Source organism: Arthrobacter sp. EM1, assembly GCF_029964055.1.
Classification (GTDB): Bacteria; Actinomycetota; Actinomycetes; order Actinomycetales; family Micrococcaceae; genus Arthrobacter.
In genome coordinates, this window is record NZ_CP124836.1 from 1469034 (window position 1) to 1492795 (window position 23762).

Consider the following 23762-nt stretch of genomic DNA (forward strand, 5'->3'; position numbering starts at 1 on the left):
AATGTCGTAAGTCTCAATCAGCGGTCGAGTCATCGGCGGGCAGCGGGCGGCCATTCCCAGTGAGCCGTCCAAGCGGCAGGGAGATCTGGGCCATACCCGCCACCCGAGGGTGATCCAAACACTACGACAGCTCCGAAATCACCCACAACAAAATCGTAAGGAGGGAGATCTCATCATTGGTCTCAACCGGTCAGCGATCGCGACTCTGATCGACCGCACGACACGTTTCGCCATGCTCGTCCATCTGCCCCGACAGAAGGGTTACGGACTGGTCAAGCCAACAAAGAATGGGCCCGCATTGGCTGGCTACGGGGCGGTCTCGATGAAGAACGCACTCGTCCGGACCTTCGAGCCACTCCCGGCAAACCTACGCCGCTCCCTGACCTGGGACCGCGGGAAGGAGATGTCCGCGCACGCCACTCTGACCCAGGAAATCGGATTGTCGGTCTACTTTGCCGACGCGAAGAGCCCGTGGCAGCGCGGGAGCAACGAACATCTCAATGGGCTACTCCGGCAGTACTTCCCGAAAGGCACCGACATCTCCCGCTGGAGCATGCCAGAGATCCAAGCTGTTGCCGACATCATCAACAACCGGCCGCGCGGCGTCCTAGGATGGCGCACCCCAGCGGAAGCCTTCGCGGACCAGCTAAAGTCAGTCCCAATAGCAACTGTTGCTTCGATCGGTTGAATACGCCTTGCGTGCCGCGATCGCTGTGGAAGATGGCATCCGGGGCCAGGTGTCCGCGGTCCCTGGCCATTTTCAGCGCGTCCGTGACGAGGGAGGCGCGCATATGGTCGGCCGTGGCCCAGCCAACGACCATGCGGGTGCAGAGGTCGATGACGGTGGCCAGGTAGAGCCAGCCCTCTCCGGTACGCAGGTAGGTGATGTCCCCGACGAGCTTCGTGCCGGGGACCTCCGAGGTGAAGTCCCGGCCGATGAGGTCCGCGAAGACCTTGTCCGGGTCCGAGGGGATGGTCGTGCGTTTGAACGCGCGCATCCGCTTGGCCGCCCAGCCGTTCTCGGCCATGATGGCAGCGACCGTGCCCACGGAAACCTCCACGCCCGTGGCGGCGAGTTTGGTGTGGACCATCCGGTGGCCGAAGATCCCGTCCGAGGAATCGAACATCGCCTTCACCAGTCCGGTCAGCTCCCGGTGCCGGGCAGACGTCGGTGATTCCTTCTGCTCCAGCCACCGGTAGTACGAGGCCCGTGGAACGCCCAGCCGGACGCACATCCAGGCCACCGGGAATTCGGCGTTCTTCTCCTGAACAAGCCGGTAGAGGTCCTCTACCGTTGTTCTTTGGCGAAGAACGCCGACACTTTTTTCAGGAAATCATTTTCCCTTTCCAGCTCCCGCAACCGGGCCTCCAACGCCTTGTATTTCGCGGGATCAACCGGATCATCCGGCCTGACGCCGGTGCCGGACTCTCCTTCCCGGTGCAGCTGCACCCAGCGCTTCAGGGCGGTCACGGAAATCCCTAACTCGGGGGCAACTGAGGCGGGCGAACGGCCGGAGGAAATGACAAGATTCACGGCATCGGCCTTGAACTCATCGGAATAGGTAGGACGGGAAGACATGGGCACAATCCTTTCAAACTGTGTCTCACATCAGTAGTACACCTCAGTGGCGCGAGTACCGCGATCACCTAGAGTCGGTTGCGGCGTCCGCCAACCGCGTGAACTCGAACACTGGAACAGGTTTCACACTCTGATGGCGGCCCGATCAGGATCTGTTCTTGTCCAATAGCGGGTGGCGTTAGAACCGACTGTCCCGCTGCGGCTTCATCGGGATAACGGGAGCATCGTGAGATGTGGGCATGAATCCGTACGCAGTCGCGCGTGGGTCTCGACGTCGAAGCGTTCAGCGCCGTACGCCAGCTTCTGGCGCTCGATACCTTCGGGGATGAAACCGGCACTGGAGGCGACCTTGCACGATGCGGGATTGTTGACTCGGTGCCCTAGCTCGAGTCGGAAGAGGCCGTCTTCGAATGCTGCTGCGGCGATCGTTGCGAGGGCTCGAACTGTATAGCCGCGACCGCGGGCTGCAGAGGTGAGCCAGTAGTACATCCAGGCAGTTTCGTGGCGCCGGTCAATGGCTGATAGTCCTACATTGCCTACAGCAGCGCCGTCTATCGTTATGGCCCAGTTGCGTCTGGACTCTGTGAACGGAAGTTGGGCGCCGATGTAGTCACGCGCCTGGTCTATGGTGGCTGGGTGCGCACTGCCAAATTGAGTCTTTAGGTCCGGGTTCTGCTGGTATGCAGCCCGTAGCGCGGGTGCGTCCTCAAGCGTCCAGGGGCGAAGTTCGACGGTCAGAGTTCCTATCGTGCCCGACGAAGTACGGCGGCCATGAATTTGCCCGTAAGCCAGTGAGGGGAAGGGCAAACGGGAAATTACGCGCTGCCTGCGGCGCTAGCTAGCCGCCTGCACGTGAAGTTAAAAGCAGTCAAGAGACGTCCGGTCACCCCAAACGGTGACAGGCCGTCTCTGCGCTGTTGCAACTCTGCTGGAACGATGACCCTCTGAGTCATGACAAGGTGAGGGCGCGTAACGAGTCCATCCTGGAGCGCTCTGCTGCCTTAGCTGTGGGGCGCCACTGACCGGCTCGGTTCCGGTGGGCCCCAGCTCGCTGGAGCAAGCCTTTCGGACTTTTCTCTTTTCTGCGGTTTCCATGGCAGCCTGTCGAGACCTGGTGACTGCAAGTCCGATAGCGCTTCCTGCTGCGGCCAGAAAGAAGAGCAGCACCAGCAACGGACCGGACATCCCTGGGAAGAGCGGGTTGCGGCCGGTAAGGAAGATTGACGCCAGTAAGCCCACCATCGAGATGGAAAACATCAGACCTAATGCTCTCTGGATGCGGCTCTGGCGAGTCGGCAGTGACTTGTTTGAAGTAGTCATGGATTTATTCTATCGTGTTGACTTTTAGCAAAATTGACAAGCTTGTAAATAATGGGGAATTAGAACAACAGATTGGTTCTACAACCCCGGCCTTCAAGCCACTGGTACAGATGGCCTCTTTTGAGCTTCAGAATTGGCTGACTTCGCGGCTGACGTGTGTGAGCCAACGACCTCGCGTGTCGGGGTCTAATCCAGGTCTGTGGTGAGGACGAGTTCAATAGTCTGTGTGAGTAGTGCGAGTTCGGCGTTCTCCTCGAGGTCCGGCCACTCCTCTTTGATCTCCAGAAGCTCGTGCAGGAATGACATTCCGGTGACGATGACCGCGAGCAGCACGGCCCGTTCCCGGGGGCGCGAGAGCCCGAGTTCGGTCATCATGGGCAGCATCATTCGACTGATGAAGATCTCGCGGAGCTGCGCTACAGCCTCGGGTTTCGAACTGGCTGCCCTCATCATTCCGAGGATGTTGCTGGCCTCGGGCGAGTTGACCGACTCGAGGATGCGGCGACCTATAGCCCGCGCAGCCTCCGCCCGTGGGAGAGTTGCCATGAGCTTTGGTGCAGCGAGAGCTTCCTCGCTCGGTGCGGGCATCGACGCCGCGAAGAGGTGCTCTTTGCTGGAGAAGAAATAGATCGCAAGACTCGGATCGACTCCCGCGCGCTCGGCGATCATCCGCATAGTAGTCCGCTCATACCCGTGCTCGGCGAAGAGAGAGCGCGCGGCTACGAGGATCTGTTGCTTGCTTTCGCTGGTTCCCCTTCGGCGACCTGCTCGTGCAGTGGTCATTGGCACATCCCGGCCTAGTCGTGGTCCTTGACATGCAATCGTAGCGATCTCTTGAAATTTTAATTCAACGGCCGTTCAATTAGAGGGCGCAGCAACAACATCCCTACCAGCGAACCAAGGGGCAACGCCGTGACTCAGTCCTTGACATCGCCGTCGATTGCGACGGGCGTGACTCCCGAACGCCTTCGAGGCTTACGGCGGTGGAACATCGCACTAGCAGTACTGCACCTCGGCCAGGCTGCCGCGCTTCTCTTCCTGACGAACGACTTCGCAATTCCAGTGCTCGCTTCGTATGTTGATGGTCCTCCCGGAGCAGGAGAGGAGGGAGGCCTCGTAACCTCGACGCTCTTCGAGCTGACCATCGGGTATGTTCTCGTGGCATTCCTCGCACTGGCTGGCACTGATCACCTGCTGACGGCGACGCTCGGCCGCAAAGTCTATGAGCGTGACCTCCGGCGCGGCATCAACCGGTTCCGGTGGGTCGAGTACTCGTTGAGCGCGACGCTCATGGTCATCGTGATCGCACTCTACTGGGGCATCGTGACTATCAACGCCCTCTTCGTCGTCGCCGGCGCCAACGTCGCAATGATTCTGTTCGGATACCTTCAAGAGCGAATGAACCCCCCGGGCCGAACATCGACCACGATGGTTCCGTTTTGGTTCGGTGCGCTGGTTGGAGTGACTCCGTGGGTGGCGATGGGCCTTAACATCCCGCTGTACTCCGACGCTCCGGAGTACATCTTCGTCATCTTGGCGATTCAGGGCGTTCTCTTTTTCTGCTTCGGACTCACTCAGTGGCTTCAGTACCGGGAAATAGGCCCGTGGGCCAACTATGCGTTCGGTGAGAAAACGTATCTGGTGCTGAGTCTCGCGGCGAAATCCCTGCTGACGTGGCAGGTCTTCCTGGCCTCTCTCATCGAATGAATAAGTGCCCTAACCAAGGATTCGGGCTGAGAGGGATTCCGCCGCTGCGACTACGTGGTCAAAGTGGTTGTCGGAAATCAGCCAAGGGTTGGGTTCTATTGGCTGGGCATGCCGATTGAATAGTGCGCCTGATCTGTCTTCCAAAGCGGGGTGGACCACGAGGGGCACCACTTTTTCGGCGTAGGCCTCCGCGCTCTGGAACAGCAGACCTATGAGGGTCTGCTGTGCTCGTAGTTTCAAGGTCGCTTGGCCGAGGACACCGGCCATGATGTTGGTCTTGATGATGCCGGGATTCATACCGAACACGTTGATGTCCGGAAACCGGGCGGCAGCATGGTGGACCAGAGCCTCGTTGAACACGACGGTGTTGCTGTGGGCCGTCTGCCAGCGGTAGTTTCGGGTCAATTGCACGTCCGTGAGGTCCAGCGCGCGTTCGCCGCCGGGAAACCCCCAGACAAAAAGGCGCGGCTTCTGCCGGGGCGAAGGCCTTCCCCGGCCCAGCCGTGGCGCCAGTTCCTGGGCAACGACCCACCGGCTCATCGCGCTCGTGGCCAGATCTTTCTCTACGCCTTCCGGTGTCTCTTGGCGGGTCCGTCCCGCAAAGATCCCGTGGGTGAGCAGGACTGCGTCGAAGGTTTCGGCCGGCAAGTCGCGGGCCATCTGGCGGGAGTTGTTCAAGGACGACAGGTCTGCCGGGATAAATGACCTCTTGGGGTGAGGAGGGTCCTTGAGCGTCCTTCCGACGACGGTGACCTCGGCCCCTTTGCGCAGCAGGGACTGGGTGATGGCCCGGCCGAGGCCGCCGGTACCGCCGAAGATCACCACGCGAAGACCCTCGTAATCGGTCTGGGCAGAAGACAGCGTTCCGGGTTTCCAGTCCTGTCGTACCGTTCCGAAGGAAGACATCTGTAACTCCATTCTTGGCCGAAGATTCGGCCTACGCCACCACGTCGAGGCCCAGCGGGCCGCCGCCGTGCGGGCCGTGGCGGATTGGTTAGGGGGCCCAGGAGTTGACGTTAGACGGCTTTGAGCCCAGTGTGGACGGACGGGGAGCACCGCGTGCTCCAGAATCATTCGCTCAGCTTCTCACGATCGTCCGGTTGAGGATCGGCTTGCGGGCGCTGGTGCGACTAGTGGAACATGGTCCCGCCCGTTTCGAAGTCGCCGGAACCCCGTCATCGAAGCTGGGGCGCCACCGCAACCATGATGCGGAAAATGATTTCTCATTGGCGGTCCTGCAAAGCCACGGGCAAGCAGGGGACAGATCGGTAGAGGTCCCGATCGGACGAATAGAGGGCTCTATTTCCACTTGCTATGTCAGCGACATTGGGACCGTAGATGAGGCGCTGAAAAGAGTTCTTGAAGAATCCGACCGCAGCGTCTCTCGGTGCGGAGTGGGACACTGCAGAGATTGCATTCGACCTGCGCCTCAGCGCATAACACCTGAAATGGAGTCGTAGACGACTGACGTAAATTCGCTGGCCCTCGATATGCTGACGTTTTCCGGGCTGATTCGACTCATCCGTCATCCGTCAGCCGCAGGTGGCCGAGAACTATGAGGCACGGGCGAAGTATCTTCTATCCAATCCTGCAGCCGAAGATGTTGAGGAAATCCGTGCATGGGTCCGCCTGACACTCCAGGGAGGTGCTGGTGGACTCGGCGACAAGTACGTGCAGAAGACGGACGGGTCGGTGGATAGGGCGCTTAACCAGCAGTATCAGGACCTACTGCAGAAGATGACCGACTTCGCACTTGGCGCTGATGAGTCATGGTCGCTGCTCCAGCAGATGGGGAACACCATGTTCGCCCATGGATACACCTACCTTCGCCTGGTCGAGGTCCCAACTGGCAAGTGGCCCTGCCTGCGCGGACACACCATGTACGAGGTGATGACCGCGCCTGGCCTGACCCGCCAGGTGAATTCGACTCTTCTGGGTGGTGCCGTGGGCTACGACCCGCGCGGCACACGACGAGACATGCAGGAGTGCCAGATGACGGCACGCCGCCTTTTCGATGAGGGCCGGACCGATGACTGGGTGCACTTCTCAAGCTCTCAGGTGATTCCCGGTGAGACGCTGCGGCGGGCGACTGCGTGAAACATGGCGGATAGCGGACTATAGACTCGGCCTGTAGTGATGGGGGACTGACAATGGGCAAGATCAAACCGGCCGAATTCTGGCTGGAACTGACTGCACTGTCGGCTTTTTTGTCCTCGTTGCGGTCTTCTTCCAAGGTGTCTTCGCGGGCGGGCTTGTTGTCGCGGAGGTGTGCGAATTGGGTGCTGGTCAGCCGTACGACCACGAGTACCGCAGCCAAAACGCGCATGAGCAACTCCAGCTGTTCCCGCTGACCACAAAGTGCAACGCCGAGTACGACCTGGTTCCGCCGTGGACGAACCCGGCATTGGCGATCTTGGACATCCTCACGGTGTCTTTCTTCGGGGCGATGCTCGCTGCCCTATTCATCCGGATTCGGGGCAGGGTACGAGGATGATTCCCATTCGGACACACAAACGCAGTGCAGACGACTTCTGACATCAGTGCAGGCGACTCCTGAAAATCACAAGCGCGTGCGTAGGCGATCGGTTTCGTTTTGGGCTGCTCCGGGGTGTCTCGTAACTATCGGTGAATACACCGAATCCATCAGAGGGTTTCGAGACATAGTTACGGGAATCGCTGGCCGCGGACGAGCCCACACCATTCCGGGAAAATTAGAGCATTGTCGCCTGTGGAATTCGGCGCTCTTGGGCGGTGTTTTGTGGTCGCTCTTTGTCGCTAGCTGTATTAACCACGGAGGTTAGTGACGCGGCTTGCTGGTGGCTGACCCTTGAGTGAGGTGTGGCCTCGGTGATGATTGTAGTCATGGAGCCAGGCTGGGAAAGCGGCAACACGCTCGGCCTCTGATGCATAGGGCTTGGCGTAGGCCCATTCATCGAGCATGGTGCGGTTGTAGCGCTCTACTTTGCCGTTGGTCTGGGGCCGGTAGGGCCGGGTTCGTTTGTGTGTGATGTCCGGGCCCAGGGCGTCTTGGAAGGCGTGGGAGCGGTAGCAGGAGCCGTTGTCTGTGAGGACGCGCTTCACGGTGATGCCGGCGGCGTTGAGGGCCTGGTTGGCGCGTTCCCAGAAGCCGGCGGCGGTCTCTTTCTTCTCGTCGTCGAGGATCTCGGTGTAGGCGAAGCGTGAGTGGTCATCGACGGCGTTGTGCAGGTAGGCGTAGCCGGGGCGCCGGTTCGCCGTGGTCCCTGTCTTGTTTTTCTTGCCCGCTGCCCGGTCCATGACGCGGTGCCCGCCGCCGTCGGGGATGCGTCCGAGTTTCTTGATGTCGACGTGGATCATGTCCCCGGGCTTCTCGTGCTCGTAGCGGCGGATCACCCGGCCCGTGGCACGGTCCAGCCAGGACAGTTTCGCCAGCCGGTACCGGGAAAGGATCTTGTGGACGGTTGATGGGTGGAGGCCCAGCAGATACCCGATCCGGGCCGGCCCCCACCGCCGGTTCACGCGCAGGGCGATGATCCGCCGTTCCCGCCGTTGCGGGGTCCTCGAGGGCGACACAAGGGGCCTGCTGGAGCGGTCTTCCATCCCGTCCTCGCCGTGTTCGCGGTAACGCTCTGCCCAGCGTGCGGCTGTCGGTACGGAGACCTGGAACCGCTCTGCGGCCCGACGCAGCGGCCACCCGTCATCGACTACGCATCTGGCCAGCTGCAGCCGGCCCTTGGGCGCGAGAAAGGCATTAGGGTGGGACATGAAGACCTCCGTTTGTGGAACTGGACTCTAGACAAGCCCCACTCCACCCGGAGGTCTTCTTTTTGTCACCTATCCACGCCGCCTGTCACCAACCTCCGTGGCTAATACAGCTAGCCAGTCCCCGAAGTGGCCGTTGAGGTCCGCCCGTGAGTTGAGGTCCAGCTCCGATACGAAGCGCTGCCCGCAGTTTTGAGTCAGGGGACCGGAATGAGTAAGGGCGCGCAGCGATCGCGATTCCGCGCGACCTCCTCCGACCTACACATGTGACAGTAAATGAAGGATATGTGCGGCGGATGCGCTAGTCGCACCCCTCTGAAGGACCCTTTAACCGGTTATGGCTTCGTCGGCCGAACGAACCAATTGGGGTTCGGCCGGGATACCTGATTGTAATCTGCTGGCGCTACCCGCCTGTGATAATTTTCGGGAAACCCTTGTCAGGAGTTAGTTTGTTAGCTTTACTTACTTCCATGACATCCATTGGTATGCGTGACGACTCCCTCCAGGGGCGGCCGACGACCTCGGGTGGCTTTCCTCTTGGGCGAACTCTTCGCCCCCGGTCGAAGGTGCTCCCCGAGCATGCGCGCGGTCACAACCGCGCCCTCGTGCTGCAGACCCTGTACGGCCTTGGAAGTCAGAGCCGCGCGGATGTCGCTCGCGTCACGGGTCTTACCCGCGTGACCGTGTCGGATCTCGTGGCGGAACTCATCGACGAAGGGCTTGTTATCGAGCTCGGTCAGAGAACGGGTGTTCGGCCGGGCAAGCCTGCTACTCTGCTCGACATCAACCGCGGGGGCTTCCAGATCGTCGGAATCGACCTGAGCGATAATCGGGTGTTCCGTGGAGCGATGCTCGACCTCGACGGAAAGATTCTCAGCCGCGCGGAGATCGCTCTTGAGAACAGCACTGGCGCGGAAGCCACGGCCAAAGCCGTCGCCCTCGCGGAGCTGCTCATCACGCAGGCCACGGCCACCGTTATCGGTATTGGTGTCGGGTCGCCGGGCATCGTGGACCTCGAAGGAGTGGTCTTGAGTGCTCCCAACCTCGGCTGGGAGAACGAACGATTGCGCGCCAAACTTTCGGCGAGCTGCGGCCTTCCGGTCGTCGTGTCGAACGACGCGAACGTGGCTGTTTTCGCCGAGCACAGCTTCGGAGAAGCTAAGAGCGACATCATGCTGATCAGAATTGGCCACGGCCTGGGCTCGGGGATTCTCCTCGGCGGGAGGCTGCTCTTCGGCAGTCGCTTCGCCGCCGGCGAGATCGGCCACGTGGTCTTTGGCTCCGGCGGCGACGAGTGCGTCTGCGGTAAGCGGGGCTGCTTGGAGACATGGTTGGCGGTGCCGCGCATCGAGGCTCGGCTGGCGACAGCGAGCACCGAAGCTGAAAGGGCAGGCTTTCTCTGGGAGGCTGGCGAGCGTCTCGGCGCGGCTCTCGCGCCCGTTGTGGGGGCGCTCAATCTCGCGGAGGTCGTACTCAGCGGCCCCCGCCACCTCCTTGAGGGTCCGCTTTTCAACGCGACACTGGAGACCCTGCATAGACGCACGATGTCCGATTTCGACAGCAGCCTTACCGTTCGTATGACCACCCTCGGAGAAGACATTGTCATGCGCGGCGCAGCCGTGCTGGTGCTCTCCCGGGAGCTTGGAGTCTCGTGAGCATGACGCCCAGTCGATCGCAAGTACCAGCTTCACCAAGCGTGGCAGTGCCACGGGAGAAGGGAACACAAATGAGAAAAACGTATGGGGTGATTGCGGCAATTGCCGCGACCGCGCTTGCTCTTACCGGCTGCGGTGCAAGCCAGCCGACGTCGGGGACCAGCACCGACACACTCACTATGAGCAATAGTGGTGACATCACGAGTTGGGACCCGAGTGCCATGAAGGAGGGTTCGATCATCCAGTATGCGGAGGCTATGTATGACCCGCTGCTCAAAAAGTCGGCCGACGGGAGCATCGAGGGCAACCTCGCTACGAAGTGGTCGTACAACAGCGACCTGACGGAGCTCACGCTTACCCTGCGTGACGGCATCAAATTTGCCGACGGTACCGCGTTCGACGCGGACGCGGTTAAAGCTAACCTAGAGGACCGAAAGAAGGGCGCAGGCAGTGCCTCGGAGACGGCAAAAGCTATCAGCAAAGTCGATACCCTGAGTCCCACAGAGGTGAAAATAGATCTGGCGGCTCCGGCCCCCGGGCTTCTCGCAGCTCTCGCCACCTACGCCGGTTTTATGGCGAGCCCGAAGGCCATTGCTGCCGGGACGATCGGCAAGACTCCTGTTGGCAGCGGGCCCTACACCCTCGACACAAAGACCGTCGCGGGCACCAGCTATGTGTTCAATAAGAAGCCGGAATACTGGGATAAAGACTCGTACCCATTCAGCACTGTGGTCATCAAGCCGATGCCGGACTTCACCGCCGCGTACAACGCGCTCTCCACAGGTCAGACAGAGTTCATGTACGCGACAGCGGACATGGCCGACCAGGCGAAGGCGGCCGGACTGACCGTTCAGACTGTGCCGGGCGAATGGCAGGGAATCATCCTGCAGGACCGTGCGGGCACACTAGTGCCCGCACTCAAGGATGAGCGTGTGCGCCAGGCAATCAACATCGCGCTCGACAGGAAGGCGATCCTCGACGGATTCTTCCACGGCTACGGTCAGGTCTCGACCCAGACGTTCAACCCGGCCAGTCAAGCCTGGGTGTCGGAATTGAACGACAAGTACCCGTATGACGTTGCCAAGGCGAAGAAGTTGCTCGCCGATGCCGGGTATGCAGACGGCTTCACACTTCCGGTGGTTTACTCGAGCGGTTTCCAGGAACCGCTCATCCCAATCCTTCAGCAGTACCTTGCTGCGGTGGGAATCACGCTGAAGCCGGTGCTCGCCGGGAGCTTCGCAAATGGCGGCCTGAAGGTCTATAACGACTCAGCGGCATATATCTTGTCGTTCTCGACCAACATTCCGGCTTGGACAGATGTGCTTAACAAACTCACGCCCACCTCGCTCTGGAACGGCCTCGGGTACTCGGATCCGACGGTGCAAAAGTACCTGGATGAGATTCCGAAGGCTCAGGGTGATGGGCAAGCGAAGCTTTACCAGGAACTGAACACGTACATCGTGGACAAAGCGTGGTTCGCACCGATCGCTACGCTTCAGAACGTGTACATATCTAGTTCGAAGATCAAAGTGACCATGGAGCAGGCCCAGCTTGTTCCTAGTCTCCGGTTCTTCGCTCCGGCCGGCAAGTAGTACATCACCCGTCGCGGTGGCCGGGGAGACCCGGCCACCCCTTGTCATGATTTTTCGAAGGAGCTGCAATGCTGCTCTTCATCCTCCGGCGCCTCCTCGCGGGCCTCTTGCTTGCTTTCGTCGTCGTCACCGGAATGTTCTTCTTTCTCACCCTTACCGGAACAGATCCCGCACGGGGATCGCTCGGTATGTACGCGACGGTCGCCCAGGTGGAGGCTAAGCGCCACGAACTCGGGCTCGATCGCCCGGTCTTTGGGCAGTACTTCGACTGGCTGGGAAACGCGCTCACAGGCAGCCTTGGCACATCTTCAGCGCAGAACGTTTCGGTGAGTGAACTCATTCTTACCCGCCTGCCCGTTACCGTCTCACTCGCCGTCGGAGCGGTGCTCATCGCTGCCCTACTCGGCATGATGCTGGGCGTCTTTGCCGCTGTACGCCCCGGACGCATAGACAGGGCGTTGCAGATAGTGATGGTCCTCGGGTTCGCCCTTCCCAATTTCTGGGTGGCTTTGATCCTCGCTCAGGTCTTTGCGGTGCAGTTGCGGTGGTTTCCGGCCACAGGATACGCACCATTCCTTGATTCGCCGCTCGGTTGGATAGGCAGCATCACCCTGCCGATCGTTGCCCTCTCCATAGGCTCGATTGCCGCGATCGCTCAGCAGATCCGCAATTCTGTCATCTCGGTCTACGAACAGGACTACATCCGTACCCTCCGCAGCCGCGGACTGCCGTCGCGCAACATTCTGCTCACCCACGTGCTGCGCAACGCTTCGCCTCCCGCGCTCACGATGCTCTCGCTGCAGTTCATCGCTGCGCTGAGCGGCGCGGCGATCGTCGAGCGCGTGTTCGGGCTCCAGGGTATAGGCGCAGTCGCAATTACGGCATCAGGGAGCGGCGACATCCAGGTCATCATGGGCCTGCTCTTGTTCACCGTGATCGTCGTCGTCGCAGTCAACTTCGTCGTGGATGTGCTCTACGGCGCCCTCAACCCGAAGGTGCGGATCGCATGAGCCAAGTTACCCTCGTTCCGGCTGCGGCCGGACAGACCTTCCGCAGGACGAAGAGATTCTTGCGCAATCCGCTCGGTGTCGCGGCGGCGATGATCCTACTCATTATCGTGTTGGTGAGCGTGCTCGCGCCCTGGATCTCACCGCGCGACCCGAACCTCATCTCACTCGGAGAAACGCTGCTCGGCCCCAGCCCCGCGCATCCGCTCGGCACCGACGCCAGCGGACGTGACGTGCTCAGCCGCCTGTTCTGGGGCGGCCAGGTGAGTCTCCAAGCTGGCCTCATCATGACCGTGACGACCATCGTTTGCGGCGTACCGACTGGATTGCTCGCCGGTTATTTCTCGAAATGGTTCGACGGCGTGGCCAGCTGGGCCTCCAACCTGCTGATGTCGCTTCCGCAGATCCTCATTCTCTTGATGATTGTCACCTCGCTAGGCACCGGGCTCTGGCCTACAATGATCGCGCTCGGCATCCTTTGTTCCCCCGACCTGTTCCGGGTCACTCGGAGCGTTGTGATCGGCGTGCGCGGTGAGCTGTTCATCGATGCAGCGAAAGTCTCCGGGCTCGGTAACGCCAGGATTATCTTCCGGCACGTGCTATCCGTCGTGCTCGGTCCGGTGCTCATTCGCTCTTCCTTCATCTTCGGGCTCGCCATCATCGTTCAGTCCGGCCTGGAGTTCCTCGGCATCGGCGGCTCAGACCGACCGAGCTGGGGCGGCATGCTCAGCTCCGCGTTCACTACGATCTTCCGTGCGCCGCAGCTCATCTACCCGCCGGGAATCGCAATCGGGTTTACGGTGATGTCCCTCGTCATCCTCGGTGGCGCGTTTGCCGATACCCTGGGTTCGCAGCGGCCGATGAGGGCCGCTCGCCCGAAGGCCGGCGATCGGCCGGTCCCGGAGCCCGCGGTCGCGGTGAACACCCGGCGTGACTCAGCGCCGATTACACCGGTCGATGCGCTGCTTAGAGTGGAAAACCTGCGGATCGCCTACCCCCGGCATGACGCGTCGGACTCCGTGGTCGTCAAGGGTATCTCTTTGTATGTGAACAAGGGCGAGGTGGTGGGGCTCGTCGGCGAGTCCGGCTCGGGCAAGTCGCAAACGTCGTTCGGAGTGCTTGGCCTATTGCCGCCGGAGTCTCTGGTGAGCGCGGACCTGATCTCCCTCAACGGCCAGAATCTGCTCGGACTGCCGGAGAGCGAGTTGCAGAGGGTGCGCGGCACTCGAATGGCTTACGTGCCCCAGGAACCGATGTCGAACCTGGACCCATCGTTCACCGTGGCGGTACAGCTCGTGAAACCCATGCGCCACAAGCTCGGGATATCTAGGGCAGAGGCAACTGCTCGCGCCCATGCGCTCCTCGAACGGGTCGGCATCCCCGACCCTGCGCGCACTATGGCCTCCTACCCGCACCAACTGAGCGGTGGAATGGCGCAGCGCGTGCTCATCGCCGGCGCGGTATCCTGCGATCCGGAGCTGCTCATCGCGGACGAACCGACGACGGCTCTGGATGTTACGGTGCAAGCCGACGTTCTCAACCTACTGCGTGATCTGCAGCGGGAACGCAACATGGGAATGATCCTTGTCACTCACAACTTTGGTGTCGTTGCCGACATCTGCGATCGCGTCGCGGTGATGCGCGATGGCGTCATCGTAGAGCAACAGGACGCAACTAAACTCTTCGGCGCTCCGAAGCACGAATACACGAAAATGCTGCTGGCTGCGACGCTAGAGGGCGCGGAGCCACGCAAGAGCAGATCTAAAACGGAGGCCGCCAGATGAGCGTCGAGCGCCAGGACCCCGAGTGGGCAGAACACCAGGGCGCCCCGCTGCTGCTTGAAGTGAACGATCTCAACGTCACCTATCGCGGGAGAGGTTTCCGAGGCAGGAGCTTCCACGCCCTGAAAGATGTATCGATCCAGGTCAGGCGGGGCGAAACGATCGGCCTTGTGGGCGAATCAGGGTCGGGCAAGACGACCCTAGGCAGGGCGGTCCTTGGGCTCGTTCCGGTGACCAGCGGTAGCGTCGTGTTCGAGGGCGAGGAAATCTCACACGTAGGTGGTCGCCGGCGTCGGCAATTGAGCCGGGACATACAAGTGGTCTTTCAAGATCCGTACTCCTCGCTCAACCCGGCCATGACTATCGAGTCCATCCTCGCCGAGCCGCTCACCGTGCGCGGCTACAGCGGAACGGATGCCCGGGCGAGGGTGGCCGAGCTTCTCGACCATGTGCACCTGCCGGCTGACGCTGCGCAGCGGTATCCGCGAGAGTTCTCCGGTGGACAACGACAGCGCGTGGCCATCGCTCGAGCACTCGCCCTCGCCCCGAAACTCATCGTCTGTGATGAGCCGGTGAGCGCCCTCGACCTTTCTACCCAGGCGCGCATCCTCGACCTGTTCATCGACATCCAGGAGCAGACCGGGGTCGCTTATCTCTTTATCTCACACGACCTATCTGTGGTCAGGTACATAGCCCATCGGGTGGCGGTGATGCTGAGCGGAGAGATCATCGAGACCGGCGACGGTGACGTCGTCACGACGAACCCCACAGAGCCATACACGCAGAGACTGTTGCTCGCATCGCCGGTGCCGGACCCGGTGGGTCAGGCTAAACGCCGGGACCTCTACATGAGCCTTGGTCAACCACAAAAATGAAAGACAAAAAACTATGCAATTTGGCTTCAGTTCCTTCACCTTCCGCCAATGCATGCGCGACGGGAGGATGTCCCTCCTCGACGTGATGGACTGGATCAGCGCGACCGACGCCACCCACATGGAGATTGCGACGGTGTCCCTTACCGGTCAGATGTCCGACGAATCGACCCTCGACTCCGACCCCGAGCTCATTCAAGGCATTAAGTCGAAGGCCGCAGACACCGGGCTCGTGCTCTCCAACCTTGTGGCGCCGGCCAACTTCCTCACCAACACGGTGGAGGAATACAAACTAAACATGGAGCGCACCAAGCGTCATATTCTCACCGCGGACGAGCTCGGCATACGACTGTTCCGTCACGACGTCGCTACCTGGGCGACGCCCGGGAGGGACATTGTCGAGTTTGAATCACTGCTCCCGAGGGTCGTCGAGGCCTGCCAAGAAATCGCGCAGTTCGGAGCCCAATATGGCATCACTACGAGCGTTGAGAACCATGGATTGTTCATGAACGCGAGCGAGCGCGTGCGGCGTCTGATCTACCTTGTGGACGAACCGAACTTCAGGACCACAGTAGATGTTGGCAACTTCCTTGTCGTGGACGAGGACGCGTCGACCGCTGTCGCGAGGAACGCTCCCTACGCGTCAATCTTCCATCTTAAGGACTTCTACGTTCGACACCAGTATCCGGGGGAGGGCTGGATACACACCGATGGGGGTGCGTACCTGCTCGGCGCCATCGTCGGCTACGGCGACCTTGACATGCGCTCGATAGTGCGAAACATCGTCGCATCGGGCTACGACGGATTTATATCACTCGAATTCGAGGGAATCGAAGACTGCCTCTTGGCGGCCACCACCGGCCTGGCCAATATGCAGCGACTGTTTGCGGAGGTATGAGGGAATTATGAGTCGTATCGGTATCGGCGTGATCGGCGCCGGAAGTATTTCAGCGATGCACCTGCAGTCTTACGCCGCGAACCCCGATGTGGAGCTCGTCGCGATTTACGACCTGAATCTCGCTAGAGCGCAGCACCAGGCCGCGAAATTCGGTGTCGCCAACGCGTACGCGACACTCGAGGAACTGCTCGCAGACTCCGCAGTGCATGCCGTGAGCATCTGCACCTGGAATAACAGCCACGCAGAACTGGCGATCGCGGCCCTAGAAGCCGGCAAGAACGTGTTGGTGGAGAAGCCGCTCTCCAAAACTGTGGCCGAGGCCGAGATGCTGGCGGCCGCCGTCAGCCGAACCGGCAAACTACTGCAGGTGGGATTCGTGCGTCGGTTCTCGTCCAATGCCAAGCTGCTGAGGCAGTTTATCGATGCCGGCGATCTAGGCGAAATATACTACGCGAAGGCCTCCAACATTCGCCGGATTGGCAACCCGGGCGGTTGGTTCGCCGATGGGGAGCGAGCGGGCGGTGGTCCGCTGATCGACATCGGTGTGCACGTGCTCGACCTTTGCTGGTTCATGATGGGTTCGCCTAAGCCCGTGACCGTGAGCGGCAACACTTACCACCGGCTCGGGAACAGGGCCAACATTACGAACCTCGAGCGTTACAAGGTGTCGGACTACGATCCAGACAAGAACGATGTAGAAGACCTCGCGAACGCCCTCATCCGCTTCGAAAATGGAGCATCCCTCTACCTCGAGACGAGTTATTCGCTCCACGCGCTCGAGGACGAGCTGCTAGTCGGCGTGTACGGTGAGAAAGGAGGTGCCGAGCTCGAGCCGAGCCTCAGATTCACTCTCGAGAGCCACGACACCGTGATAAATGTCGTGCCCCAGGTAGACCTGCTGACCTTCAATTTCGACGAAGGTTTCCAGAACGAGATCAACCACTTCGTGAGCCTATGCCGCGGCGAGGCCGAAGAAATCGCGCCCGTCTCCCACGGAGTTGAGATCATGCGGATGTTGTCTGCCATCTACGAGTCAGCGGCGCTCGGGCGCGAGGTGGCCCTGTGAGGATCGGAATCGATATAGGCGGTACGAAAACCGCAGCAGTCGTGCTGGATGACAGCGGCGAGATCGCAGGCCACCTGCTGTTGCCGACCGGGTACGGCGAAGCAGAGGTGGTGGCCACAGCGCTGGCCGCCGTCAAGGAACTCACCCGAATTAGCGGCCTCGCACCCGCCCAGTTCGAGTCGATCGGCGTAGGCATCCCCGGGGCCGTCGATGCGGCCTCCGGTAGGGTTTCTCACGCCGTGAACCTCGGCCTGCACGGCCTCGAGCTCGGCGGCCGGCTCTCTAGCGTCCTCGGCACACCTGTGCATGTAGAGAACGACGTGAACGCCACGGCGCTAGCCGCGTTCCATCTCGTTGGTACCCCCTCCAGCCAATCGATGGCCTACTTGAACCTGGGCACGGGGCTCGCAGCCGGCCTCATTTTGAACGGCGAACTCTGGCGTGGATCGCGCGGTACAGCGGGTGAGCTGGGGCACATTCCCGTTGATCCTAACGGCCCGCTGTGCACCTGCGGGCAGCATGGCTGCCTCGAAGTGATGGCCTCGGGCTCAGCCGTAGCGCGCCAGTGGCCCACAGACCACCCGCGTCCTGTCCAAGCGCTGTTTGAGGCTGCGGAGGAGGGCAACGAGATGGCCATCTCGTTGAAGGCCAAGTTAGCCGAGAACATCGCCTTGGCCGTTCGCGTCCTGGTTCTTACCGTCGACGTCGACACTGTCGTGATTGGAGGCGGTCTCAGCTCGATGGGAACTCCGCTGCTGCGGTCGGTACAGGCTGTGTTCTCCCGTTGGGCCGATACCTCTGCATTCGTCGCCTTCCTCAATCTCGAAACCCGCGTTCGATTGCTGCCGGATGACTTCCCGGCCGCCGCGGTCGGGGCCGCGCTTATCGGCTTAGCAGCTCAGGCCGTCTGAGGCCCCGTCTTTTAGTCAACTACCGAAAGTGAACACTATGAAAATCGGTTTCAGCTCCTTCAGCTTCAGCGACAAGATGCTGACAGGCAAGATGTCCATCGTCGACGTTATTGAATGGATAGGCCGAAGCGACGGGGAACACCTTGAGCTCGCTACCGTCTCCTTCTCACCCAAGGGCACTGACACAGTCTGGAGCTTCGGCGACGATCCTGACCTTATCGAGGCGATCAGGTCTTCGGCCGCGACGAACGGCGTCGAACTCTCCGGTATGTGTATCCCGGCGGACTTTATCGGTGAACCCGATGATCGTGCTGCCCAGATAGAACGGGTGAAAGACCATATTCGGCTGAGCGACAGCCTAGGCATCCGCTATTTCCGTCACGACGTGACGCAGTGGGCTCGGAAGATTAGGGATGTCTCAGATTTCGAGGAGAATTTTGCAACCATCGTTGACGCCTCCGCCGAGATCGCACGTTTCGCTGCGAAGTATGGCATCCAAACAAGTGTTGAGAACCACGGCTTCTATATGAACGGCAGCGAACACGTGCGCCGGCTCATAGCCGCCGTAAATGAACCGAACTTCAAGACGACTCTGGACGTCGGTAACTTCCTCTGTGTCGACGAAGATCCGCTCATCGCCACTAAAGCTAACCTGCCCCAAGCATCCTTCGTACACCTCAAGGATTTCTATATCAGGCCGCACGGCTCCTACCCGGGCGAGGGCTGGCTGACGACGACCGGCGGAAGCTATCTGCTCGGGTCTATCGTTGGCTTCGGCGACATGGACACACGGGGCATCCTTTCGACTGTCGTCGCAGGAGGATATGACGGGTACATCTCGATCGAGTTTGAGGGCAACGAGGATTGCCTTTTCGCTTGCGAGACCGGCCTTACCAATGTCAAACGCATCCTAGAAGAGCTGCGCTAGGCCCCATCATGACGATAGGGATTGGAGTAGTGGGTTGCGGCAACGTGAGCGCGAAGTACCTGGCGACCATCGCCGGTGCTCCGGGTGTGGAGCTCGTAGCCTGCACAGATCGTGATGGTGAGCGCGCTAGGTCGGTCGGTACGCAGTTCGGAATCCCGTTAGTTCTTGCATCACTCGAGGAGCTACTCGCGCTTCCAGCGGTCGATATGGTCCTCAACCTCACCGCGCCCATGGCCCACGCAGAGGTCTCGCTGGCCGCTATCGCCTCCGGCAAACACGTGTACAGCGAGAAGCCGCTCGCGACAACGCTCACGGATGGCGTACGAATTATCGAGGCCGCAGGTCGTGCCGGAGTCCGGGTGGGCTGCGCCCCAGACACCTTCCTCGGCGACGGGATCCAAGCGATGGCCAAGCTGATCACCGATGGGGCCATCGGGCAGCCGCTTTCGGCCATCAGCATTCTCGTCACAACCGGACCTGAACACTTCCACCCGTCGCCCGAGTTTCTCTACCACGAGGGAGCCGGCCCGTTGTTCGACATCGGGCCGTACCTCGTGACCGCGCTCACCTTCTTACTTGGACCTGTGCGGGCGGTGACCGCAATGGCAGCGACTCCGGTCGAGACACGCACAGTGAGGGTAGGCAGCCGAGCGGGGGAGACCTTTCCCTCGGCGGTTCCCACCTTCATCTCGTGCGTGCTGGAGTTTGCCAGCGGAGCGGTCGCGACTCTGCTGCAGAGCTGGGATGTCGTAGGCACGACAGCCCCGCGACTTGAGCTCCATGGCACAGCCGGCAGTATCGTCGGGCCGAGTCCGGACAGTTGGTGCGGACCCCTGCGGCTCATGCGCGCGGGCGACGAAGAATTCGTTGAAGTGATGCCCGAGATCCAAATAGGCTCTCGGCTCGGCGTCGGCGTGCTCGAAATGGTTTCTGCGCTTGAGGCTGGTAGCGGCCCTGCAGCATCTGGCGAACGGGGCCTGCACACTCTCAGGGTTCTTCAAGGGATTCTGAGTTCGGCCGCCTCCAGGCAACGGGTGCGTCTCGATGATGAGTGAGTTCCAACGCGGCTTGTTGCACAGCGGGACCGCCTCCTAATTTGCTTAAATCCATGACCTGTCCCAGGGATTGGTTACCCGAAATGGGTTGAGCTATTGGCTCTCGCTGAGAGGATTTCAACCATGCCAAGACCCTATCCACCGGAATTCCGCGCACGGGCAGTCGCCCTGTTCCGGGCCGGCAAACCCATCAGCCGCGTGGCCGCCGGTGCCGGGTTCCTCGCGAAGGTCTTTCGTCGGCTGCTGGGCGTGAGAGCAGTCCCGGTTGCTACAAGTACCGGAAGCGGCCGATGTCACCGACCAGGATGCGCAGGCAGTGGCTGACCGGGCTCATTAGGGAAGTCCATACCGCCAGCCGGGGCACCTACGGGTCCTGACCGGAGCCATACCGAACTGACGCGTGCCTGGACGTGCGCGTCAGCGAGCATCTGGTTGGGGAGCTGATGAGCCTGGCTGGAATCGCCGGCCTTCCCGGGCCGGCCAAGGTCAAACGCTTGTGGGGCGTCGCCACCAGCGATGCAAGTGATATTGTTTCGAAGATCATCTACTACGCCTTGGTGCTTCGTCCTTCAATTCGCGCTCGGGGTTTTTGGTCCGAACCCGGTCGCCACCCTGTTGGCAGCCATCATCGCGCTCTGCCCAAGGTCGTTGTGGCCATCATCATCGTGGTGATCAGTGCGGCGATTGCCGCCGCCGTAAAGACCCTCATCCAGGGATCCCTTGGCGGGCTATCCTACGGCAAAACCCTGGCGGATATCGCCAGCATTGTCATTCTGGGCATTGGCATCATTGCGGCCCTGAACCAGGTGGACATCGCCACCACAGTGACGACGCCGATTCTGATCGCCGTGCTGGCAGCCATCGTGGGGATCCTCGGCGTCGTCGGCGGGCTGATCAAACCGATGTCCGCCCGCTGGGAACAGTACTTGAACAAGGCTGAAGAAGAAGCGCCTAGGATCAAGGCCAACGCCCAGAACGCACCCCCGGCTAGAGACCAGATTACCGAAGCGGCCCAGGACTACCTGCCGACCCAAGACGAATCAGGATCCGGCGCCCACCGGCTGTGATCGGCGGGGCATCCCCACCGCGTCCTGACACTTCGGCATCTGGATGTACGGCCCGGGAGACCCACTAGCCGCTCCCATCGCCACCAGGGCTCGCCGCCGTTGCCCTGGCGGGTTGGGGCGGGCCCGGACACAGCCAGTTCCTGTGCGTCGGCCGTCAAATTCGTTGCCGGCCAACTACGATCACCCATCATGCCCGTGCCGTGCCGGGTCCGCCGTTTCCGGCACGTCGGGATCGGCGGCCCCGGACCGGACGGACATCTCCTGCCCGATGAACTCATAGTGGGCGAGCAAGTCAGCCCTGCGCAGAAGCAATAGCCGCAGCCGGTAGTAAAAGCCGAGGCAAGACCTTGAATAAGTTCTTGCCTCGGCCGTAATTCCCCTAGAACAGCGGCCAGGGCACCGCCGGCATCTCACCGCTCGGAGCCGGAAACCGCCCTGCCAAACGCAACCGTGCGCAACGCGCGGTGAGCGATGCGATTTCTTCGGCGCTGAGCAAGTCCGCCAGGTTTCGGCCCAGCCCACCGCGCAGTCCTTCGCTGACACGATCGATGCCGTCGCGTTCCTCGGCGGTCAAAGCGTCTCCCACCCATCCCCACAGCACCGTGCGCAGCTTGTGGTCACGGTGAAAGGTGAGCCCATGGTCCACGCCGTACCGGTGTCCTTCCGGCATGGCAAGAATGTGGTCACCTTTGCGGTCGGCGTTGTTTACGACCATGTCGAACACCGCCATCCGTCTGAGTGCTGGCGAGTCTTCGTGAACGAGGGCGACCATCCGTCCGCTCTCATCCCGGCCCTCGAGAACGCGTTTCCAGCCCGTCTCCGGCACGTGGTCCGTTGCGACCAGGTCCACGGCGCTTTGGGTGGGGTCTTGCTCCTGCCAGAGCTGCACCATTCCTTCGCCCATCGGACCATCGCGCAGCCAGGTGTGCGGTAGGAGGTCCCAACCGAAGGCCTGCGAGACCAGGTAGGCGGCCACCTCCCGGTGAGCCAGGGTGCCGTGGGGAAAATCCCACAGCGGACTTTCGCCTGCTATCGGCTTATAGACGACCACCACGTCGCCGATGCTGCCCAGAAATGTAGCGTTTGATGCCGTCGTGATGCGGCCGGTGAGCTTAAGCTCGGCGGTTAGCAGGTCCGGCGCTGGCATCAGACCTCGGGAAGGGTGCAGATGTGCCCGTCGGCGTCTATGGGGTAACCGCAAAGCGGGCACATCGGACGCCCGGCGCCCACGATCTCCCGGGTGCGCTTGGCGAATGCGCGGGCGGTGCCGACCGGCATTCGCACCAGCAGCATTTCGGGCTCGTTAGCGCCGTCCTCAACAAGCGATTCGTCGTTGTCATCAGCATCGACATCGGTGATGGGGTAGGCCTCTATTACGACCTGGGCCGTGGTTGGGTCCCAACCCAAGCTTATGGCGCCGGTGCGAAACTGCTCCTGAACTGCATCGAGCTGGTCATTGTCGACAAGTTCAATGGGAGTACTCGAGGGGACGCTGAACGGGTTGCCGTCGACTGTGATGAGCTGGTCGAGAATTTCGTCGATCTTCTCTGCGAGCAGAGCCGACTGCTGCTTCTCCAAGGCAATACTCACAACCTGCCTCCCTGCGCGCACCTGCAGGTAGAAGGTTCGCGCCCCCGGAAGGCCGATGGTGCCAACGACGACCCGATCAGGCCAGGCAAATTCATGAACACGTGTAGGCATGTCAATATTCTAGGCACATGAGGTTCATGGCGCCTTCTGACCGGCGCCGCCGCCCACCGGCGCATCGCCAGAGTGGATGCCGTTCGACAGCCACGACAGATCACCCGCGTCGGTGTTGGTCGCATGGACGCTCGGCCGGCTAGCGCCGTAGCGCACGATCGATACGGAGGCGGGGCCCACGTTAATACGCTGGAACAGGTCAAGGTGCATGCCGAGCGCGTCGGCGAGGATTGACTTGATGATGTCACCGTGACTCACCGCCACCCACACGGCCCCCGGCCCGTACTCGGCTTCGAAGGCTGCATCGTGGCGTCGAATCGCTGCCACCGCCCGGGCCTGCATCGCCGCCATGGATTCACCGCCGGGAAAGACGACGGCGGACGGTTGCGACTGCACAACCGGCCACAAATCCTCGGTCGCGAGATCACTGAGCGTGCGGCCCTGCCACTGGCCGTAATCGCACTCGGTGAGATCGGGATCGACCGGCGCGTACGGCGAGCCAGCCTGACGATCGAGGATGAGCTGGGCGGTCTGCCGACAACGCTCAAGAGGGCTCGACACCACCCCGACAACGGGCACGGCCGCGAGCCGGTCTCCGGTCAGAGCCGCCTGGTCGCGCCCGATCTGGTCCAGGCTGACGCCGACGGCACGACCGGCCAGCAGTCCAGTGGCATTGGCTGTGGTGCGGCCGTGCCGCACGAGAATAACTGTCGCCATCCACCCAGCCTAACCACCCGCTCGACGGCGGTGTGCACCGTCCCGGGTCGCGCGTCACACAGGCAGATAAAAGCACTGGCGGAACCCTCCAGCACGCCGACGCGCTCAAAGCCGCACGGACGGACTCGGCACGCCTCCACCAGCTCATGGCCGACGCAGCAAAAC

Annotated in this window: 22 protein-coding genes and 2 pseudogenes; 15 read left to right on the plus strand and 9 right to left on the minus strand. The window is 61.3% G+C overall.

The annotated features are described in order from the left end of the window. Positions 1-160: 160 nt before the first annotated feature. A pseudogene (locus QI450_RS06785) lies at positions 161-688 on the plus strand (IS30 family transposase); the annotation flags it as partial. Here QI450_RS06785 and QI450_RS06790 read toward each other — a convergent pair. The 4 genes and pseudogenes from QI450_RS06790 to QI450_RS06805 all read right to left on the minus strand — a co-directional run. Continuing rightward, positions 585-1256 (minus strand): annotated as a pseudogene (locus QI450_RS06790) (IS3 family transposase); the annotation flags it as partial. The pseudogenes QI450_RS06785 and QI450_RS06790 sit on opposite strands and share 104 nt — an antisense overlap. Before the next feature lie 32 nt (positions 1257-1288). Beyond that, positions 1289-1579, minus strand: a complete 291-nt coding sequence (locus QI450_RS06795) for a transposase (RefSeq protein ID WP_226776254.1) — start codon at positions 1577-1579, stop codon at positions 1289-1291. A 204-nt stretch (positions 1580-1783) separates the two neighbouring features. Next, positions 1784-2386 carry a GNAT family protein gene (locus QI450_RS06800; protein WP_226776259.1) on the minus strand — a complete coding sequence of 201 codons (603 nt, stop codon included), beginning with the start codon at positions 2384-2386 and terminating at the stop codon, positions 1784-1786. A 699-nt stretch (positions 2387-3085) separates the two neighbouring features. Further along, positions 3086-3682, minus strand: a complete 597-nt coding sequence (locus QI450_RS06805) for a TetR/AcrR family transcriptional regulator (protein ID WP_226776260.1) — start codon at positions 3680-3682, stop codon at positions 3086-3088. Between the two features lie 129 nt (positions 3683-3811). Here QI450_RS06805 and heR point away from each other — a divergent pair, with 129 nt between their 5' ends. After that, positions 3812-4606: a heliorhodopsin HeR gene (heR, locus tag QI450_RS06810; RefSeq protein WP_226776261.1), complete on the plus strand. Its 795-nt coding sequence runs from the start codon at positions 3812-3814 to the stop codon at positions 4604-4606. Positions 4607-4615: 9 nt separating this feature from the next. Here the strand turns inward: heR and QI450_RS06815 are convergent, their stop codons facing one another. Then, positions 4616-5512, minus strand: coding sequence for an NAD-dependent epimerase/dehydratase family protein (locus QI450_RS06815; protein ID WP_226776262.1), 897 nt, complete (start codon positions 5510-5512; stop codon positions 4616-4618). A gap of 636 nt (positions 5513-6148) precedes the next feature. On the opposite strand from QI450_RS06815, the gene QI450_RS06820 reads away from it, so the two are divergent. After that, positions 6149-6703, plus strand: a complete 555-nt coding sequence (locus tag QI450_RS06820; RefSeq protein ID WP_226776263.1) for a hypothetical protein — start codon at positions 6149-6151, stop codon at positions 6701-6703. A gap of 178 nt (positions 6704-6881) precedes the next feature. Beyond that, positions 6882-7100, plus strand: coding sequence for a hypothetical protein (locus QI450_RS06825; protein WP_226776264.1), 219 nt, complete (start codon positions 6882-6884; stop codon positions 7098-7100). 290 nt (positions 7101-7390) lie between these two features. Here QI450_RS06825 and QI450_RS06830 read toward each other — a convergent pair whose 3' ends face one another. After that, entirely contained in the window at positions 7391-8350 is a 960-nt protein-coding gene (locus QI450_RS06830; RefSeq protein WP_282468141.1) for an IS481 family transposase, read from the minus strand. A gap of 602 nt (positions 8351-8952) precedes the next feature. Here QI450_RS06830 and QI450_RS06835 point away from each other — a divergent pair. From QI450_RS06835 to QI450_RS06885, 11 genes are all read left to right on the plus strand, one after another. Beyond that, on the plus strand, positions 8953-10002 hold the full coding sequence (locus QI450_RS06835; RefSeq protein ID WP_309485715.1) for an ROK family transcriptional regulator: 1050 nt from the start codon (positions 8953-8955) through the stop codon (positions 10000-10002). A 71-nt stretch (positions 10003-10073) separates the two neighbouring features. Next, positions 10074-11594 (plus strand): ABC transporter substrate-binding protein, encoded by a 1521-nt coding sequence (locus QI450_RS06840; protein ID WP_226776267.1) that lies wholly within the window; start codon positions 10074-10076, stop codon positions 11592-11594. Between the two features lie 68 nt (positions 11595-11662). Continuing rightward, entirely contained in the window at positions 11663-12604 is a 942-nt protein-coding gene (locus QI450_RS06845; protein ID WP_226776268.1) for an ABC transporter permease, read from the plus strand. Continuing rightward, on the plus strand, positions 12601-14385 hold the full coding sequence (locus tag QI450_RS06850) for a dipeptide/oligopeptide/nickel ABC transporter permease/ATP-binding protein (protein WP_226776269.1): 1785 nt from the start codon (positions 12601-12603) through the stop codon (positions 14383-14385). Before QI450_RS06845 ends, QI450_RS06850 begins: the two co-directional genes overlap by 4 nt. Further along, the gene (locus tag QI450_RS06855; RefSeq protein ID WP_226776270.1) at positions 14382-15257 is read left to right on the plus strand and encodes an ATP-binding cassette domain-containing protein; all 876 of its coding nucleotides are present in this window, start codon (positions 14382-14384) and stop codon (positions 15255-15257) included. Before QI450_RS06850 ends, QI450_RS06855 begins: the two co-directional genes overlap by 4 nt. A 13-nt stretch (positions 15258-15270) precedes the next feature. Next, positions 15271-16152, plus strand: coding sequence for a sugar phosphate isomerase/epimerase (locus QI450_RS06860; RefSeq protein WP_226776271.1), 882 nt, complete (start codon positions 15271-15273; stop codon positions 16150-16152). A gap of 7 nt (positions 16153-16159) precedes the next feature. Next, positions 16160-17218, plus strand: coding sequence for a Gfo/Idh/MocA family oxidoreductase (locus tag QI450_RS06865; protein WP_226776272.1), 1059 nt, complete (start codon positions 16160-16162; stop codon positions 17216-17218). Further along, positions 17215-18129, plus strand: coding sequence for an ROK family protein (locus QI450_RS06870; protein WP_226776273.1), 915 nt, complete (start codon positions 17215-17217; stop codon positions 18127-18129). Before QI450_RS06865 ends, QI450_RS06870 begins: the two co-directional genes overlap by 4 nt. A 37-nt stretch (positions 18130-18166) precedes the next feature. Continuing rightward, positions 18167-19057, plus strand: coding sequence for a sugar phosphate isomerase/epimerase family protein (locus QI450_RS06875; protein WP_226776274.1), 891 nt, complete (start codon positions 18167-18169; stop codon positions 19055-19057). An 8-nt stretch (positions 19058-19065) separates the two neighbouring features. After that, positions 19066-20112, plus strand: a complete 1047-nt coding sequence (locus QI450_RS06880; protein ID WP_226776275.1) for a Gfo/Idh/MocA family oxidoreductase — start codon at positions 19066-19068, stop codon at positions 20110-20112. A 443-nt stretch (positions 20113-20555) separates the two neighbouring features. Then, entirely contained in the window at positions 20556-21179 is a 624-nt protein-coding gene (locus QI450_RS06885; protein ID WP_226776276.1) for a hypothetical protein, read from the plus strand. A 379-nt stretch (positions 21180-21558) separates the two neighbouring features. On the opposite strand, the gene QI450_RS06890 is transcribed toward QI450_RS06885, so the two are convergent. The 3 genes from QI450_RS06890 to QI450_RS06900 are packed head-to-tail and all read right to left on the minus strand — an operon-like array spanning position 21559 to position 23597. Then, positions 21559-22326 (minus strand): SCO1664 family protein, encoded by a 768-nt coding sequence (locus QI450_RS06890; RefSeq protein WP_226776277.1) that lies wholly within the window; start codon positions 22324-22326, stop codon positions 21559-21561. Further along, the gene (locus QI450_RS06895; protein ID WP_226776278.1) at positions 22326-22880 is read right to left on the minus strand and encodes a DUF3090 domain-containing protein; all 555 of its coding nucleotides are present in this window, start codon (positions 22878-22880) and stop codon (positions 22326-22328) included. Before QI450_RS06895 ends, QI450_RS06890 begins: the two co-directional genes overlap by 1 nt. A 24-nt stretch (positions 22881-22904) precedes the next feature. Then, a complete protein-coding gene (locus QI450_RS06900; RefSeq protein WP_226776279.1) occupies positions 22905-23597 on the minus strand; it encodes an MSMEG_4193 family putative phosphomutase in 693 nt (230 codons plus the stop codon). Between the last annotated feature and the right edge of the window lie 165 nt (positions 23598-23762).